The organism is Pseudomonas ogarae, from assembly GCF_014268695.2.
GTDB classification, from domain to species: domain Bacteria; phylum Pseudomonadota; class Gammaproteobacteria; order Pseudomonadales; family Pseudomonadaceae; genus Aquipseudomonas; species Aquipseudomonas kilonensis.
Genome location: NZ_CP077086.1, coordinates 5,553,410 through 5,570,285, shown reverse-complemented (window position 1 = coordinate 5,570,285; position 16,876 = coordinate 5,553,410). Strand labels below are relative to the sequence as shown.

Genomic DNA, 16,876 nt, shown 5'->3' with positions numbered 1-16,876 from the left:
TGAAAGACCGCATCGCCTTCATCGCGGGCAAGCCTTGCTCCCACAAGTCCCTCGCCACAAAGGTGTTCACATGGGGATCAATTCGCCTCTTTCACCGCACTCAAGAACGCACACGTACGCTCCTGCTGCGGGTTTTCGAAGATCTGCGCCGGGGTGCCCTGTTCGTGGATCTGCCCTTTGTAGAAGAAGCACACCCGGTCGGCGAATTCCCGGGCGAAGCCCATCTGGTGGGTCACCATCAGCATCGTCAGGTTGTGTTCGGCCCCCAGTTTGCGGATCACATTCAGCACTTCGCCGCACAGCTCCGGGTCGAGCGCCGAGGTCACTTCGTCAAACAGCATCACCTTGGGCCGCATCGCCAGGGCCCGGGCTATCGCCACCCGCTGTTGCTGGCCGCCGGACAACTGCGACGGGTAATGGTCGAGCTTGTTGCCCAGCCCCACCAGTTCCAGCAGGTCGGCGGCGCGCTCCCGGGCTTCTTTCGGGTTCATGCCCAGCACCTGCACCGGCGCTTCGATCACGTTCTGCAGCGCGGTCATGTGGGGGAACAGGTTGAAACTCTGGAACACCATGCCGATCTTGCCGCGCACCCGGCGGATGTGTCGGTCGTTGGCCGGCACCAGCACGCCGTTGCGGTTGGGCATGTGGGTCAGGGAATCGTCCTCGACGCGAATCTGGCCCTGGTCGATGCCTTCCAGGGTCATCAACACCCGCAGCAGCGTGGACTTGCCCGAGCCGCTGGGGCCGATGATCGCGACCTTTTCACCGGGGGCGACATCCAGGTTCAGATGGTCGAGCACCGTGAAACTGCCATAGCTTTTGGTCACGTCCTGGAAACTCACAATCGGCCGGGACGGTGTCGGAATCTGCATGGCCGGGGCCTCCTGCTGCGACGCCAGCGTGCTGCGCCGGGACAAATCGGTGGGCGTGGACAGGGGTAAAGTCATTAGCGTAGCTCCATGCGCGTTTCAAGGCGCCGTACCAGATAAGCCAGGGCAAGGCTCAGGGCGAGGAAGAACAGGCCGACCATGGTGATCGGTTCCAGATAACGAAAGTTCTCGGAACCGATGTTCTTGGCCTGCTGCATGATTTCCACCACGGTGATCGCCGACAGCACCGGCGTGTCCTTGAGCATTGCCACCAGGTAGTTGCCCAGGGGCGGCACGATCGGACGCAGCGCCTGGGGCAGGATGATGTTGCGATAGGCGTCGTACGGCGCGATGTTCAACGCCGTCACCGCTTCCCACTGCGCCCGCGGCACCGCGTCGAGACCACTGCGATAGACCTCGGCGATGTAGCAGGCGTAGTGCAGGCCGATGCCGAGGATGCCGACTTGCATGGCCGTCAGGCTCAAGCCGTAGTTGGGCAGTACGTAGTAGAGGAAATACACCTGGATCAGCAGGGGGGTGCTGCGGATGAACTCGATCACCGCCGTGGCCGGCCACGACAGCCAGAATTTGCGACTGCGCCGGCCAATCGCCAGGAACAGCCCCAGGACAATCGCGATCAGGAAGCCGATCAGGGTAATGCCCACGGTGTTGAGCGATGCCCGCAGCAGGTCCGGCAGGATTTGTGCGGCGTAGGACCAGTCGAATAGCGTCATGACAGACCTCCACGCATCCGGCCCCGGCTCAGTCGTCGTTCGACGTGGCGCATGCCGAAGTTGATGGCCTGGGCGAGGATGAAATACATCACCAGGGCCAGGCTGAAGATCTCCAGGGTCTGGAAGGTCGCCTGATCCAACTGCCGCGCCCGGAAGCTCAGGTCCGACAAGGTGATCAGCGACACCAGCGAGGTGTTCTTCAGCAGCTCGATCAACAGGTTGGTGCCCGGTGGGATCGCCGCCAGCAACGCCTGCGGCAGGATGATCCGCTTGAAGCGGGTGAAGCCGCTGAAATTCAACGCCGTGCAGGCTTCGTATTGGCCCTTGGCGACTGAACTGATGGCGCCGCGCATCACCTCGGCCCCGTAAGCGCCGATGTGCAGGCCCAGGCCGACAATCGCCACGGCGTAAGGGCTCAGCTCAATGTTGAAGGGTGGCAGTGGCAGCACGAAGAACAGCCAGAACAATTGCACCAGCAGCGAGGTGCCACGGAACACTTCGATGTAGGTGATGGAAAACCAGCGCAACGCTCGCCACGGCGAGAGTCGCCCGAGGGCTGCCAGCACCGCCGCAACGATGGCCAGCAGCGAGCCGAAGAAGGTCACCTGGAGCGTGACCCAGGCCCCTTGTATCAATAACGGAAGTAATTCGCCCATGGTTCAACCCAATGTCCGGTGAAGCAGGGAACAGGCATCACGCACCGCGCGTCATGCCCGTTTCGGCACGCCAGTTGTTGGCGACTACTGAGCGCAGAGCTCGGCTGCGGTCTTGCTGGTTACGTTGGATTTGTCGAACCCGAAGGGTGCAACCGTCTTGAGATGCTCTTCGGAGCCCAGCCACTTTTTCAACTCGGCATTGACCGCATCGCGCAAGTCTTTGTCTTCGGGGCGGAAGGCTAGGGCGCCATAGCCGATGTGGGACGGGTCGTCCTTGAATTCGGTCATTGCCTCCACCTTGTCGCCACCCTTGCTGGCCAGGCCTTTCATGGTCAGTTGGGTGCCGACGGCAGCGTCCGCGCGTCCGGCACGCACGGCTTGCAATTGCGCGGTGGTGTCGGGGACCTGGAGGATCTGGTCGTCCTTGACCCCGGAATCGCGGGCATAAGCCAGGTTCACCGTGCCGGCCATGATTGCCAGTTTCACATCTGGTTGCTTGGCGATGTCTTCATAGCTATGGAGTTTTTTCGGGTTGCCCTTGGCCACGAGCAAGGCATCGGGCAACTGGTACTGCGGATCGGTGAACAACACTTGCTTGCAGCGCGCCGGGGTGATGTACATGCCGGCGGCGATCACGTCGAAACGACCTGCGCGCAGGCCTGGAATCAACGAGCCCCATTCGGTGAGCACGCCATTGACCTGCTTGATGCCCATCTTGGCGAAGATGATCTTGGCGATCTCCGGCGACTCACCGGTGACGGTGCCGTCGGTTTCGGTGAAGGCAAACGGGGTTTCGTTGGCGTAGCCGATCCGGATGCTGCTGTTGCTTTTGACCGTATCCAGGGTGGCCGCTTGAACGCTGCCGGCCAGGCCCAGTACGGCACAGGTCAGCAAGAGCCGACGTAGGGGCGCACCGGTGCTGGGAAGAAAATTGCTCATCGATAAAATCTCCTGTTTCTTGTGGATCCGTCGTTTGACGGCTCTGTGGTAGGAGGCAGTGTTACAAGAGCAAAGCGTACGGCGGCGGATCCGGGCGTGGCCTGGAATCGGGAACGGTGCCGGTACAGGTCGATCCGGCTTTTTGTCAGGGCGATGAGCCCGCCTGGGTGACGACCTTGGACCGAGCATACAAAAGCCCCGGCATCGATTGTATTGCACTAGGACAATTGCTTTGCCGCGATGGCCGCGCAATGCTGTGCGCACCCCTACACACGCCGGTTGCAGCTGTTATGGATAAGTGGAAGTCAGCCTTGGACCTCGCCCGCAGCGGTGAATCCAAATACAAGATTCTGGTGCAGGCCATCGCCGACGATATCGAGCAGGGCAGCCTGGCCAATGACCAGCGCCTGCCGCCGCAACGGCAGGTGGCCGACGCCATGGGCATCAGCGTGCAGACCGTCACCAACGCCTATAAGGAGTTGGAACGCCAGGGACTGGTGCGCTGTGAGGTCGGGCGTGGCAGTTTCGTCTCGCGGCGCATGAGCGACCGGGTGGCGACGTACATCCTCGACAGCCCCGAGCGAGCGCTGGTGGATTTTTCCATCACCCGCATCCTGCACACCCGCGAGCATGATCAGGCCTGGCGTGATACCTGCGCGGCGCTGAGTACTGAAGAGGATCAGCCGTGGATTCACGCTTTTCGCCCTATCGCCGGTTTCGAATCCCATCGCGAAGCGGCGGCGCAGTGGATCGGCCGGCAAGGGCTGAAAGTCGACCGTAACGATGTGCTGATCACCAACGGCGCGGCCCACGGGATTTTCCTGGCCCTCGCTTCGCTGGCGGGCCCCGACGACGTGGTGCTCTGCGAAGGCTTGACCGACCACGGCGTGATCGGCAATTCCCAGGTGCTGGGCTTCACCCTCAAGGGCCTGGAGATGGACCGCTATGGCATCGACCCCGAACATTTCGAAGACATGTGCAGCAACGAGCGCATCACGGCGCTGGTGTGTACGCCGAACCTGAACAACCCCACCACCAGCCTGATGCCCGACGCCCGCCGCCGGGAAATCGCCGAGATTGCCCGGCGCTTTGGCGTGCACATTATCGAAGACGATGTGTACGGCCCGCTGCTGGACGAACGCCGGGCGCCGCCCATCAGCCATTACCTGCCGGAGCTGTCGTTCTACTGCACGAGCATGACCAAGTCGGTACTCACAGGCTTGCGCACCGGTTATCTGGTGATGCCCAAGCGCCTGGCCTTGCGCACCGAGAGCATCCTGCGGGTCAACAGTTGGATGGCCACACCCATGGTCTCGGAGATCGCCACCCGCTGGATTCGTGATGGACGCGCCGAGTCGCTGGTGCGATTGCAACGTCAACTGCTGGCCGGGCGCCAGGCGATGGTCACCGAGTACATGGGCGAGCATCTGCTGGGCCAGCACCCTCATGCCTTGAATGCCTGGATCGGGATTCCATCCCATTGGGAAGTGGACAGCCTGGTGCGGGCGCTGCGGCACAAGCACATCGCCGTGACCTCGCCCGATCCGTTCACCGTCCGCGGCACCCCCAGGCCCCGCGCGGTGCGGGTCTGCGTCGGCGCCGAATGCAGCGACGAGGAAATGCGCCATGCGCTGATCGGCATGCGGCAGATTTTCAATCAGTACCCGCAGATTCATGATTTTTGATGCCCTCACTGCGGTTCCCCTGTGGGAGCGGGAGTTGGGTTCAAGCAATCCATCACTAAATTGCCCTAGTACATTCATCGCCACAATCCAGCCCTCTTAGACTGCGCCCAACACATCCGCTCGGGACGCAGTCATGACAGGGTTGCAGCTTCAGGACATTTACCTCGCTCGCCAGCGCATCGAGTCGCAGGTGCGGCGTACGCCCATGGAGCATTCCCCGAGTTTGTCGCGGTTGATGGGCGTGGCGGTGTACCTCAAGCTTGAGGCCCTGCAAATCACCGGCAGCTTCAAGCTGCGCGGGGCGAGCAATGCCGTCGCGCAACTCAGTTCCGAGCAAAAGGCACGGGGCGTGGTCACCGCGTCGACCGGTAATCATGGCCGAGCGCTGGCCCATGCCGCGTCACAGCAGGGCGTCAGGGCGATTGTCTGCCTGTCGCATCTGGTGCCGGCCAACAAGGTGCAGGCGATTCGCGACCTCGGCGCTGAGGTGTGCATCGTCGGCCAGTCCCAGGACGATGCCCAGCGCGAGGCCGAGCGCATCGCCCGGGAGCAGGGCGCGACCTTTTTGCCGCCCTTCGATCACCCGGCGATCATCGCCGGGCAGGGCACCCTCGGCCTGGAGATTCTCGAGCAGCAACCGGAGGTGGCCCAGGTCCTGGTGCCGTTGTCCGGTGGCGGCCTGTTCGCCGGAGTTGCCCTGGCCCTCAAAAGTGCCAACCCAGCGATTCAAGTCCACGGCATCAGCATGGCCCGCGGTGCCGCGATGCACGCCAGCCTCGCCGCCGGGCAGCCCGTGGACATCGAAGAACTGCCGACGCTGGCCGATTCCCTCGGCGGCGGCATCGGCCTGGACAACCGCTACACCTTCGCCATGACCCGGCAACTGAGCGATGACGTACACCTGCTCTCGGAAGCCTCTATCGCCAATGCCATCCGCCACGCCTATCACCACGAACGCCTGGTGCTCGAAGGTGCTGCGGTGGTGGGCATCGCGGCGCTGCTCGACGGCCTGGTCAAGCCGCGCGACCCCATTGTCCTGGTGGTCAGCGGGCGCAACGTCGACACCGCACACCATGCCCGCGTGATCGCTGGCGCCAACGCCTGATAATCCCTAACGGAGCCTGTCATGAGTGAAGTCACCCTATTGAGCGAAGCCGACCTGCGCAGTTGCGTGGCCCTCGATCTGGCCAGTATCGACGCCATTGAACAGGCCTTCGTACTGCTGGCCACCGCCGCCGTGGCGATGCCGCCGATCCTGCGGTTGGACATTCCCGAGTACAACGGTGAAGTGGATGTGAAGACCGCTTACCTGCCGGGCCTGGAGCGCTTCGCCATCAAGGTCAGCCCGGGTTTTTTCGATAACCCCAAGCTTGGCCTGCCCAGCCTCAACGGCATGATGATGCTGCTCTCGGCACGCACCGGCCTGCTGGAAGCCCTGCTGCTGGACAACGGTTACCTCACCGCCGTGCGCACCGCTGCGGCGGGGGCGGTGGCAGCGCGTTGCCTGTCTCGCGAGGAGAGCCGCAGCGTCGCGCTGATTGGTGCCGGCGAGCAGGCGGCGTTGCAACTTCAGGCACTGCGCCTGGTGCGGCCCATCGACGAGGTGCGGGTCTGGGCGCGCGATGCGCAAAAGGCCAAGGCGTTCAGTCAGGAGCTGGCGCGTGACACCGGGCTTGCCGTCACGCCATGCGCCTCCCTTGACGATGCCCTGGAAGGCGTGGATATCGCCATCACCTGCACACCCAGTCGCGAGCCGTTGATCCAAGCCCGCCATTTGCATCCTGGCCTGCACATCACGGCGATGGGCTCGGATGCGGAACACAAGAATGAAATTTCCCCGCAAGCCCTGGCGGCCGTCGACTGCTATGTCGCCGATCGCCTGAGCCAGACCCGCGTGCTCGGCGAGCTGCACCACGCCCTGGTGGCCGGCACCGTTCGCGATGAACTGGCGTTGACGGAGTTGGGTCAGGTGTTGTCGGGGCAGCGGCTGGGGCGTTCCGATGCGACGCAAGTGACGCTTTGCGACCTGACCGGCACCGGCGCCCAGGACACCGCCATCGCCAACCTGGCGTTCGAGCGGGCACGGGCGGCGGGCAAGGGGTTTGCGTTCGGCCGCTAGATCATTTTTCGCATAAGTCATTGAACAGAGGGCAGGTGGATGTCTGAGATCGTCGTCAATCTTCCGTTTCAGCGGGAGGAATACACCCAACGCCTGGCGAAGGTTCGCGCGGCCATGCAGGCCCAGGGCCTGGAGCTGCTGCTGGTCACCGATCCGTCTAACATGGCCTGGCTCACCGGCTATGACGGGTGGTCGTTCTACGTGCACCAGTGCGTGCTGCTGGCGCTTGAGGGCGAGCCCGTGTGGTTCGGTCGCGGCCAGGACGCCAACGGTGCCAAACGCACGGTGTTCATGCAGGCCGATAATATCGTCGGTTACCCGGACATCTACGTGCAGTCCCGCGAGCGCCACCCCATGGACTACCTGTCCCGGGAGGTGATCATTGCCCGTGGCTGGGGCGCGCTGACCATCGGCGTGGAGATGGACAACTATTACTTCAGCGCCGCCGCGTACCTGTCGCTGCAAAAGCAATTGCCCCAGGCAAAACTGGTGGATGCGGTGGGCCTGGTGAACTGGCAGCGGGCCGTCAAGTCGCCCCAGGAAATCGCCTACATGCGCATCGCCGCGCGCATTGTCGAGAACATGCACAGCCGGATCCTGGAACGCATCGAACCGGGCATGCGCAAGAACGAACTGGTGGCCGAGATCTACAGCAGCGGCATCCTCGGTGCCGACGGCCATGGCGGCGACTACCCGGCCATCGTGCCGCTGTTGCCCACCGGGGCCGACGCCAGTGCGCCGCACCTGACCTGGGACGATTCACCCTTCGAAAAGGGCGCCGGCACCTTCTTTGAAATCGCCGGTTGCTACAAGCGTTACCACTGCCCGTTGTCGCGCACCATTTACCTGGGCAAGCCGCCGCAACATTTCCTCGATGGCGAAAAAGCCGTGGTCGAGGGCATCGCCGCCGGCCTGGACGCAGCCAAGCCGGGCAACACCACCGGCGACATCGCCGTGGCGTTTTTCAAGGTGCTGGAGAAATTCGGCATTCACAAGGACAGCCGTTGCGGCTACCCCATCGGGATCAGTTATCCGCCGGATTGGGGCGAGCGCACCATGAGCCTGCGTCCTGGCGACAACAGCGTGTTGCAGCCGGGCATGACCTTCCACTTCATGCCGGGGCTGTGGATGGACGATTGGGGCCTGGAAATCACCGAGAGCATCCTGATCACCGAGACCGGCGTCGAGACGCTGTGCAACGTGCCTCGTCAATTGTTCGTGAAGGAATGACCCATGCCTGACGTGCCCAACAATCCCATCAGCGCCACGGTCGACTTCACCCGTGAGGGCGTGCAGCACGGCTTTCTCAAACTGCCGTATTCGCGGGACGATTCGGCCTGGGGCGCGGTGATGATTCCCATCACGGTCATCCAGCGCGGCAGCGGTCCGACGGCGCTGCTCAGCGGTGGCAATCACGGCGATGAATACGAAGGCCCGGTAGCCCTGAGCAAACTGGCGCAGCAACTGACGGCTGAAGACGTGAGCGGGCGGGTGATCATCGTGCCGTTCATGAACACCCCGGCCTTCCACGCCGGACGCCGGACTTCGCCCATCGACAAGGGCAACCTGAACCGCAGTTTTCCCGGCAGGCCGGACGGCACCGTTACCGAGAAAATCGCCGACTATTTCAATCGCACGCTGCTGCCCTTGGCTGACATTGTCCTGGACATTCATTCCGGTGGGCGGACCCTGGATTTCCTGCCGTTTGCCGCCTGCCATGTATTGCCGGACAAACAGCAGCAAGCGCGCTGCGAGGCCGGGATGCTGGCGTTCAACGCGCCGTATTGCATGCGCATGCTGGAGCTGGACGCCGGGGCGATGTACGACACGGCGGCCGAATCCCAAGGCAAGGTATTCGTCACCACCGAACTGGGCGGCGGCGGTTCGTCGACCGCCCGCAGCGTGGCGATTGCCGAGCGTGGGGTGCGCAACCTGTTGATCCACGCCGGCATCCTGCGGGGCACGATCGAGTTGCAGCCCTCGCTGGTGCTCGACATGCCGGACGCCAGTTGTTTCATCGCCAGCGAACACGACGGCTTGCTGGAAATGTGCCGCGACCTGGGGGAACACGTGACCCGGGGCGAAGTGGTGGCGCGCATCTACGACGCCACTCGCAGCGGCGTCGCCCCGGTCGAATACCGCGCCGCACGCAGCGGCCTGCTGGCGGCCCGGCACTTTCCCGGGTTGGTGCAGTGTGGCGATACCTTGGCGGTGATTGCGGATGTGTTGGCTTGATACCGCCCCTCAACTGACACACCACCCTGTGGCGAGGGAGCTTGCTCCCGCTCGGCTGCGAAGCAGTCGTCGCTTTTGGCTTGCGCCAATACGGAACCGAGATTGGGGCCGTTGCGCGGCCCAGCGGGAGCAAGCTCCCTCGCCACAGGAAGCGGTGTGATATCTGAATTGCCTGGAGAGCCCCGGCCCATGCACAAGCTCGATCGCTACGATCTCAAGATCCTGCAAATCCTCGCCGAGGATGGGCGGATCACCAAGTCGAGCCTGGCCGAGGCCATCAACCTGTCGGTGACCCCGGCCTGGGAGCGGGTGCGCAAGCTCGAAGCAGCAGGCCTGATCATCGGCTACCGGGCGCAGATCGATTGGGGGGCGGTGTTCAAGCGTCAGCAGGTGCTGGTGGAAATCACCCTGGCCCGGCACACCGCCCAGGACATGCGCCGTTTCGAGCAACGCATGATCGCCGCGCCAGAAGTGGCGTTCTGTTACGCCACGGGCGGCGGTGTGGATTACCTGGCGATGATCCAGGCGCCGGACGTTGATGCCTATCAGCGTTTCGTCGACCAACTGCTGCTCGAAGACCTCGGCATCGAACGCTACTTCACCTACATCGTTACCAAGACCATCAAGACTGCCGGTGCCTTGCCGGCGGAGCTGGCCGAGCCGTCCTGAGCACCGCAGAAAACCCGGTTTGCCGCCCTCGATTCAGAAAAAAACCAGGGTTTGACCCACCGTAAACCCCCAATTCCCCACGCGCCGCTGCCCTAGCATGGATTCACGCACACGCTCTGGAGTGAACGTCATGTCTTACCAACATCCGCTGCTGTTCAAAGCGCTTTGCTACATCGACGGCCATTGGGTCCACAGCGACAGCGGCCACAGTGTGGCCGTGCACAACCCTGCCAACCGCACCGTCATCGGCCATGTGCCGATGCTCGACCAACCTCAGATCGTCGCGGCGGTGGACGCTGCGCATCGCGCCTTCCCGGCGTGGCGCGAGCAGAGCCTGGAGACTCGCGGCGCGATCCTGCGGCGCTGGGCGGCGTTGATTACCGAACACAGCGAGGACCTCGCGCGCATTCTCAGTCTGGAACAGGGCAAGCCGTTGGCCGAGTCCCGTGGCGAAATCGCCTATGCCGCCAGCTTCATCCCATGGTTCGCCGAAGAGGCCCGGCGCCTGTATGGCCAGAACATCCCCAGCCATATCCCGAATGCGCACCTGGGCACGCTCAAGGAGCCGGTGGGCGTCTGTGCGCTGCTCACGCCATGGAATTTTCCTTCGGCGATGATCACCCGCAAGGCCGCCGCTGCCCTGGCCGCCGGTTGCACCGTGGTGATCAAACCGGCCCACGAAACGCCTTACTCGGCCTTGGCCCTGGCGCAACTGGCCGAGGAGGCAGGCTTTCCTGCCGGGGTGTTCAACGTGGTATTGGGCGAGCCGCAAATGGCCATGGAAACCCTGGTCAAGGATCGTCGCGTACGCTCGGTGAGCTTCACCGGCTCGACCCGGGTCGGCAAATTGGTGCTGCAAGCGGCGGCCCATGACGTGAAGAAAGTCGCGCTGGAATTGGGCGGCAACGCGCCGTTCATTGTCTGCGCCGATGCCGACCTGGCCTTGGCGGTGAAAGTCGCCGTGGAGGCGAAATTCCAGACCTCAGGCCAGGATTGCTGCGCGGCCAACCGGATCATGGTGCAGCGCCCTGTTTACCAGGCGTTCCTCAGTCGTTTCGCCGCCGCGGTGCGCGCCTTGCGCGTCGGGCCGGCCATGGTCGATCAGCAGGAACAGGACGTGGAGGTCGGGCCGTTGATGCATCAGGCGGCGTTCGATGCAACCGCTGACCGCGTCGCCGATGCGCTGGCCCTTGGCGCTCAACGCCTGGTGGGCGGTGAGGCCCATGCCTTGGGCGGGTTGTTTTATCAGCCCACGGTGCTGGCCGACGTCACACCGCAGATGCGCATCTACCGTGAAGAAAACTTCGCGCCCATTGCCGGGGTGATGCCGTTCGACACCCTGGACGAAGCCATCGAAATGGCCAACGACACTGAATATGGGCTGGCGGCCTATATTTGTTCCAACCGCCTGGACCTCATTTATCCGCTGATCCGCCGTCTCGACCACGCCATGGTCGCGGTCAACGGCGTCAAGTTCACCGGCCACCCGATTCCCTTCGGTGGCATGAAAGCCTCGGGCCTCGGTCGCGAGGGTGGCAGCGAGGGCTTCGAGCCCTTTGTCGAAACCAAATATTTTTGCCTGCATCATCAAGGCCAGTTCCCAGGAGAGTCCGCATGAGCCAGGAATTCAACACGCTGTTCGAACAAGACCGTGCGCATTTCATGCACCCCTCGACCCACGCCCACGACCACGCCAGTGGCGCGCTCAAGGGCCGGATCATCAAGAGTGCGTCAGGCATTCGCATTCGCGACCATGAAGGCCGTGAGTTCATCGATGCCTTTGCCGGCCTCTACTGCGTGAACATCGGTTATGGGCGCACCGAGGTGGCCGACGCCATCTATAAACAGGCCAAGGAACTGGCCTACTACCACACCTACGTCGGTCATTCGAGCGAGGCGATCATCGAGCTGTCCAGCCGCATCATGGACTGGGCGCCGGAAGGGATGAAGAAGGTCTATTACGGTTTGTCCGGCTCCGATGCCAACGAAACCCAGGTCAAGCTGGTGCGCTACTACAACAACGTACTGGGCCGGCCGCTGAAAAAGAAAATCATTTCACGGGACCGTGGCTACCATGGCTCGGGCATCATGACCGGTAGCCTCACGGGGCTGGCGACCTTCCACCAACATTTCGACCTGCCGGTGGAAGGGGTCAAGCACACCGTGTGCCCACACTGGTATCGCAAGGCTCCGACAGGCATGGACGAAGCAGCCTTCGTGCGCTATTGCGCCGACGAGCTGGAAAAAATGATCCTCGCCGAAGGCCCGGACACCGTGGCGGCGTTCATTGGCGAGCCGTTGATGGGCACCGGGGGCATCATCGTTCCTCCCGCCGGTTATTGGGATGCGATCCAGGCCGTGCTGAAAAAATACGACGTGCTGCTGATTGCCGATGAAGTGGTCTGCGCGTTCGGCCGCCTGGGTTCGAAGATGGGCAGCCAGCGTTACGGTATGAAGCCGGACCTGATCACCACCGCCAAAGGCCTGACCAGTGCCTATGCACCTTTGTCGGCAGTGATCATCGGGGAAAAGGTCTGGAGCGTGATTGAAAAAGCCTCCCAGGCCGAAGGCGCCATGGGCCATGGCTGGACCTATTCCGGACACCCGATTTGCGCGGCGGCGGCACTGGCGAACCTCGACATTCTTGAACGGGAAAACCTCACGGCCAACGCCGAGGATGTGGGTGGCTACCTGAATCGTCGCCTGCGTGAAACCCTTGAAGGTCATCCGTTGGTGGGCGAGGTGCGTGGTGACGGCATGTTGGCGGCGGTGGAATTCATGGCCGACCGTGAACAGCGCACGGCGTTCGATCCGGCACTCAAAGTCGGCCCGAAGGTCTCGGCCGCCTGCCTGGAACGCGGCATGATCGCCCGCGCCATGCCACACGGCGACATCCTGGGCTTCGCCCCACCATTGATCCTGACCCGCGAGGATGCGGACCTGATCGTCGACATCACCAAAGGGGCTATCGATCAGGTGGCGGGCGAGGTGTTGGCTTGAACTGAGTAAATAATTCTTCAGGACACCAATCTCCCTCGCCACAATGGATCAGACATTGAAGTGAGTGGAATTTGAGGCAATAAAAAAGCCCGCCCGATCATGTGATCGGGCGGGCTTTTTGGGTGTGGCCTGGAGATTACTTCTTCAAACCGTAATGCTCATCGAGCATGCCGGGCGAATTCGGGGCCTTGGGGGCGTAGTCCCGGGGCGGTTCCTGATCCTTTGGCGGGGTCAGGCGTTCCCGTGGAGCCTGCGCCGAATCGGCGTGCAGGGCAGCCAGCAGGCGTTGGCGAGTCTGCTCGTCCAGGGCCAGGCGATTGGCGCCCTCGGACAAATGATCCTGGACTTCCTGGTAGCTCTGGGTGAGTTTTTTCACCAGGGACGCGGTGCTGTTGAAATGGGTGACCACTTCATTCTGATAACTGTCGAAACGTTCCTGAATGTCGTCCAGCTGACGTTGCGTGCTGTTGGGCACCGCGTTGGGCAGCAGTCGGGCAAGCAGGAATCCAATGGCGACACCGGCAACCAGGGCAAGAGTCGGCAACAACCAAACTAAGAGCGAGTGTTCCACGAGTCCTTCCTCTATAAACGGCTTTGCTTTACGTTAACGGCTCGGACCTGCGCTGTATACCGCGAAGAACATCGCAATCATGCCAGGCACAGACTTTAGCTAGACGAGTCGACCCAATTCGAGGTCACGGAGTTCTTTCCCTTGCTTATGCGCGAAACCCCTGTAGTCATCGATGGCCCGGTGGGCCAACTGGAAGCCTTGTACCTGGACAGCGAGGCTCCCCGTGGCCTGGCGCTGATCTGCCACCCGAACCCGGTGCAGGGCGGCACCATGCTCAACAAAGTGGTCTCGACCCTGCAACGCACTGCCCGTGATGCTGGCCTTGTTACGTTGCGTTTCAATTATCGTGGCGTGGGTGCCAGCGCCGGTACTCATGACATGGGCACCGGCGAAGTGGATGACTCCCAGGCTGTCGCCCAATGGCTGCGGGAAAAATACCCGCAATTGCCCCTGACCCTGTTCGGTTTTTCCTTCGGGGGTTTTGTCGCCGCCAGCCTGGGCGGGCGCCTGGAAGCACAGGGCCAGCCGGTCAAGCACCTGTTCATGGTGGCCCCGGCGGTGATGCGCCTGGACGAGCAGTCGCCCTTGCCGATGAGCGGCGAGTTGACCGTGATCCAGCCGGAAACCGACGAAGTGGTCGATCCGCAACTGGTTTACGAATGGTCCGACACGCTCCAACGCCCCCATGAGCTGCTGAAAGTGGCAGAATGCGGACACTTTTTTCATGGCAAGCTGACCGATCTCAAGGATCTGATCCTGCCGCGCCTCTCGAATTGACAGCAGTCTGACAAGCGATAACCCATGACGACGCGTACCCGTATCCTGACCGGCATCACCACCACCGGCACCCCGCACCTGGGCAACTATGCCGGCGCCATCCGTCCGGCGATCCTCGCCAGCCGCGACAGCAACGCCGATTCGTTCTACTTCCTGGCCGACTACCACGCTCTGATCAAGTGCGATGACCCGCTGCGTATCCAGCGTTCGCGCCTGGAAATCGCCGCCACGTGGCTGGCCGGCGGCCTGGATGTGGACCGCGTGACGTTCTATCGCCAGTCCGATATTCCCGAGATCCCGGAGCTGACCTGGCTGCTGACCTGCGTCGCCGCCAAGGGCCTGCTCAACCGTGCCCACGCCTACAAGGCGTCGGTGGACAAGAACGTCGAGGCCGGTGAAGACCCGGACGCCGGCATCACCATGGGACTGTACAGCTACCCGGTGTTGATGGCCGCCGACATCCTGATGTTCAACGCCCACAAGGTGCCGGTCGGTCGCGACCAGATCCAGCACGTGGAAATGGCCCGCGACATCGGCCAGCGCTTCAACCATCTGTTCGGCCAGGGCAAGGAGTTCTTCACCATGCCCGAGGCGCTGATCGAGGAAAGCGTCGCCACGCTGCCGGGCCTCGATGGCCGCAAGATGTCCAAGAGCTACGACAACACCATCCCGTTGTTCAGCAGCGCCAAGGACATGAAGGACGCGATTTCGCGAATCGTCACCGACTCCCGTGCCCCGGGCGAAGCCAAGGATCCGGACAATTCGCACCTGTTCACCCTGTTCCAGGCCTTCGCCACTGCCGAACAGTCCGCGGAGTTCCGCAGCGAACTGCTGCAAGGCCTGGGTTGGGGCGAAGCCAAGAACCGTCTGTTCCAGTTGCTCGACAGCGACCTGGGTGAAGCGCGTGAGCGTTATCACCAGTTCATCGAGCGTCCGTCGGACCTTGAAGACATCCTGCAACTGGGCGCGAAAAAAGCCCGGGCCGTGGCAACGCCGTTCCTCAACGAACTGCGCGAGGCTGTTGGCCTGCGTTCGTTTGTCAGCCAGGTCCAGGTGGCCGCCAGCACCAAGAAGAAAGCCGCCAAGGCTGCACGCTTTGTCAGCTTCCGCGAAGACGACGGCAGTTTCCGCTTCCGACTGCTGTCCGCCGACGGCGAGCAATTGTTGCTGTCGCGCAACTTTGCCGATGGCAAGGCTGCCGGCCAGGTTACCAAGCAATTGCAAGCCGGCCAGCCGCTGGATGTACGAAGCGACGACCTGGGGTTCAGCGTTTGGCTCGACGGCGAGTGCGTGGCGAACAGCCCGGCTTTCGCCGACAGCGCCGCGCGGGATGCCGCCGTCGATGCGTTGCGCGTTGCCTTGACCCCTGCCCAGGACTGATCCCGGCACGTCACCCGACCATCGGCCCGAATAAGGGCCGATTGCCATTCCTCTGGGCCGTCGCTACAGTGACGGCCCGTTTTTGTTGCCTTGCTAACGAATATGACGCCCCTAGAACGATATCAAGCTGATCTGAAACGCCCGGAGTTCTTCCACGACGCAGCCCAGGAAACGGCGGTGCGGCATTTGCAGCGCCTGTACGACGACCTGGTCGCGGCGGCGAACAACAAGCCCGGCCTGTTGGGCAAACTGTTCGGCAAAAAAGACCAGGCTCCGGTCAAGGGCCTGTATTTCTGGGGCGGCGTGGGCCGTGGCAAGACCTACCTGGTGGACACCTTCTTCGAAGCGTTGCCATTCAAGGAGAAGACACGGACGCACTTCCACCGCTTCATGAAGCGCGTGCACGAGGAAATGAAGACCCTGGGCGGCGAGAAGAACCCGCTGACCATCATCGCCAAGCGGTTCTCCGACGAGACCCGGGTGATCTGCTTCGATGAGTTCTTCGTTTCCGACATCACCGACGCCATGATCCTCGGCACCTTGATGGAAGAGCTGTTCAAGAACGGCGTGACCCTGGTCGCGACCTCGAACATCGTGCCGGACGGCCTGTACAAGGACGGCCTGCAGCGGGCGCGTTTCCTGCCGGCCATCGCGCTGATCAAAGAGCACACTGAAATCGTCAACGTCGACAGCGGCGTCGACTACCGCCTGCGTCACCTCGAACAAGCGGAGCTGTTCCACTTTCCACTGGATGCCGCTGCCCAAGAGAGCCTGCGCAAGAGCTTTCGCGCCCTGACGCCGGAATGCACCCAGGCCGTGGAAAATGATGTATTGGTCATCGAAAATCGCGAAATCCGCGCCGTGCGTACGTGCGATGACGTGGCCTGGTTCGACTTCCGCGAACTGTGCGACGGCCCACGCAGCCAGAACGACTACATCGAACTGGGCAAGATCTTCCACGCCGTGCTGCTGAGCAACGTCGAGCAGATGAGCGTCACCACCGACGACATCGCCCGTCGCTTCATCAACATGGTCGACGAGTTCTATGACCGTAACGTGAAGCTGATCATCTCGGCCGAAGTCGAACTCAAGGACCTCTACACCGGCGGTCGCTTGACCTTCGAATTCCAACGGACCTTGAGTCGTTTGCTGGAAATGCAGTCCCACGAATTCCTGGCGCGTGCGCATAAGCCGTAGGGGATACCAAATAAAGGCCCAGCAATTGCAGCAATGCTGTTCAAT

Annotated in this window: 16 protein-coding genes; 11 read left to right on the top strand and 5 right to left on the bottom strand. The window is 62.4% G+C overall.

The annotated features are described in order from the left end of the window. Window positions 1-77 precede the first annotated feature (77 nt). From ehuA to ehuB, 4 genes are all read right to left on the bottom strand, one after another. The gene (gene ehuA, locus HU749_RS24530; protein ID WP_408003292.1) at window positions 78-947 is read right to left on the bottom strand and encodes an ectoine/hydroxyectoine ABC transporter ATP-binding protein EhuA; all 870 of its coding nucleotides are present in this window, start codon (window positions 945-947) and stop codon (window positions 78-80) included. After that, entirely contained in the window at window positions 947-1,603 is a 657-nt protein-coding gene (ehuD, locus tag HU749_RS24525; RefSeq protein ID WP_003205383.1) for an ectoine/hydroxyectoine ABC transporter permease subunit EhuD, read from the bottom strand. Before ehuD ends, ehuA begins: the two co-directional genes overlap by 1 nt. Continuing rightward, window positions 1,600-2,259 (bottom strand): ectoine/hydroxyectoine ABC transporter permease subunit EhuC, encoded by a 660-nt coding sequence (ehuC, locus tag HU749_RS24520; protein WP_014340095.1) that lies wholly within the window; start codon window positions 2,257-2,259, stop codon window positions 1,600-1,602. Before ehuC ends, ehuD begins: the two co-directional genes overlap by 4 nt. An 84-nt stretch (window positions 2,260-2,343) precedes the next feature. Then, window positions 2,344-3,198 (bottom strand): ectoine/hydroxyectoine ABC transporter substrate-binding protein EhuB, encoded by an 855-nt coding sequence (ehuB, locus tag HU749_RS24515; protein ID WP_057451767.1) that lies wholly within the window; start codon window positions 3,196-3,198, stop codon window positions 2,344-2,346. Window positions 3,199-3,488: 290 nt separating this feature from the next. Between ehuB and ehuR the strand changes: the two genes are divergently transcribed. From ehuR to HU749_RS24475, 8 genes are all read left to right on the top strand, one after another. Further along, window positions 3,489-4,883, top strand: a complete 1,395-nt coding sequence (gene ehuR / locus HU749_RS24510; protein WP_057451766.1) for a MocR-like ectoine utilization transcription factor EhuR — start codon at window positions 3,489-3,491, stop codon at window positions 4,881-4,883. 133 nt (window positions 4,884-5,016) lie between these two features. Further along, on the top strand, window positions 5,017-5,988 hold the full coding sequence (gene eutB, locus HU749_RS24505) for a hydroxyectoine utilization dehydratase EutB (RefSeq protein WP_186651839.1): 972 nt from the start codon (window positions 5,017-5,019) through the stop codon (window positions 5,986-5,988). Window positions 5,989-6,009: 21 nt separating this feature from the next. Next, window positions 6,010-7,002 carry a cyclodeaminase gene (locus HU749_RS24500; protein ID WP_079302586.1) on the top strand — a complete coding sequence of 331 codons (993 nt, stop codon included), beginning with the start codon at window positions 6,010-6,012 and terminating at the stop codon, window positions 7,000-7,002. 39 nt (window positions 7,003-7,041) lie between these two features. Next, complete coding sequence (gene doeA, locus HU749_RS24495) at window positions 7,042-8,232, top strand: ectoine hydrolase DoeA (RefSeq protein ID WP_079302585.1); 1,191 nt, start codon at window positions 7,042-7,044, stop codon at window positions 8,230-8,232. A 3-nt stretch (window positions 8,233-8,235) separates the two neighbouring features. Further along, window positions 8,236-9,237 carry a N(2)-acetyl-L-2,4-diaminobutanoate deacetylase DoeB gene (gene doeB / locus HU749_RS24490; protein ID WP_079302584.1) on the top strand — a complete coding sequence of 334 codons (1,002 nt, stop codon included), beginning with the start codon at window positions 8,236-8,238 and terminating at the stop codon, window positions 9,235-9,237. Window positions 9,238-9,426: 189 nt separating this feature from the next. Next, the gene (locus HU749_RS24485) at window positions 9,427-9,906 is read left to right on the top strand and encodes an Lrp/AsnC family transcriptional regulator (RefSeq protein WP_003205375.1); all 480 of its coding nucleotides are present in this window, start codon (window positions 9,427-9,429) and stop codon (window positions 9,904-9,906) included. A gap of 130 nt (window positions 9,907-10,036) precedes the next feature. Next, window positions 10,037-11,524, top strand: a complete 1,488-nt coding sequence (locus tag HU749_RS24480; protein WP_079302583.1) for an NAD-dependent succinate-semialdehyde dehydrogenase — start codon at window positions 10,037-10,039, stop codon at window positions 11,522-11,524. After that, complete coding sequence (locus tag HU749_RS24475; RefSeq protein ID WP_079302582.1) at window positions 11,521-12,906, top strand: aspartate aminotransferase family protein; 1,386 nt, start codon at window positions 11,521-11,523, stop codon at window positions 12,904-12,906. The genes HU749_RS24480 and HU749_RS24475 overlap by 4 nt, the downstream gene beginning before the upstream one ends. 136 nt (window positions 12,907-13,042) lie before the next feature. On the opposite strand, the gene HU749_RS24470 is transcribed toward HU749_RS24475, so the two are convergent. Further along, window positions 13,043-13,477 (bottom strand): Z-ring associated ZapG family protein, encoded by a 435-nt coding sequence (locus tag HU749_RS24470; protein ID WP_046063603.1) that lies wholly within the window; start codon window positions 13,475-13,477, stop codon window positions 13,043-13,045. Window positions 13,478-13,624: 147 nt separating this feature from the next. Between HU749_RS24470 and HU749_RS24465 the strand changes: the two genes are divergently transcribed. The 3 genes from HU749_RS24465 (at window position 13,625) to zapE (ending at window position 16,831) form a co-directional block, all read left to right on the top strand. Then, complete coding sequence (locus HU749_RS24465) at window positions 13,625-14,254, top strand: alpha/beta hydrolase (RefSeq protein WP_079302581.1); 630 nt, start codon at window positions 13,625-13,627, stop codon at window positions 14,252-14,254. A 24-nt stretch (window positions 14,255-14,278) separates the two neighbouring features. Next, complete coding sequence (locus HU749_RS24460) at window positions 14,279-15,634, top strand: tryptophan--tRNA ligase (RefSeq protein WP_079302580.1); 1,356 nt, start codon at window positions 14,279-14,281, stop codon at window positions 15,632-15,634. A gap of 102 nt (window positions 15,635-15,736) precedes the next feature. Beyond that, window positions 15,737-16,831: a cell division protein ZapE gene (gene zapE / locus HU749_RS24455; protein ID WP_041476132.1), complete on the top strand. Its 1,095-nt coding sequence runs from the start codon at window positions 15,737-15,739 to the stop codon at window positions 16,829-16,831. The last annotated feature ends 45 nt before the right edge of the window (window positions 16,832-16,876 follow it).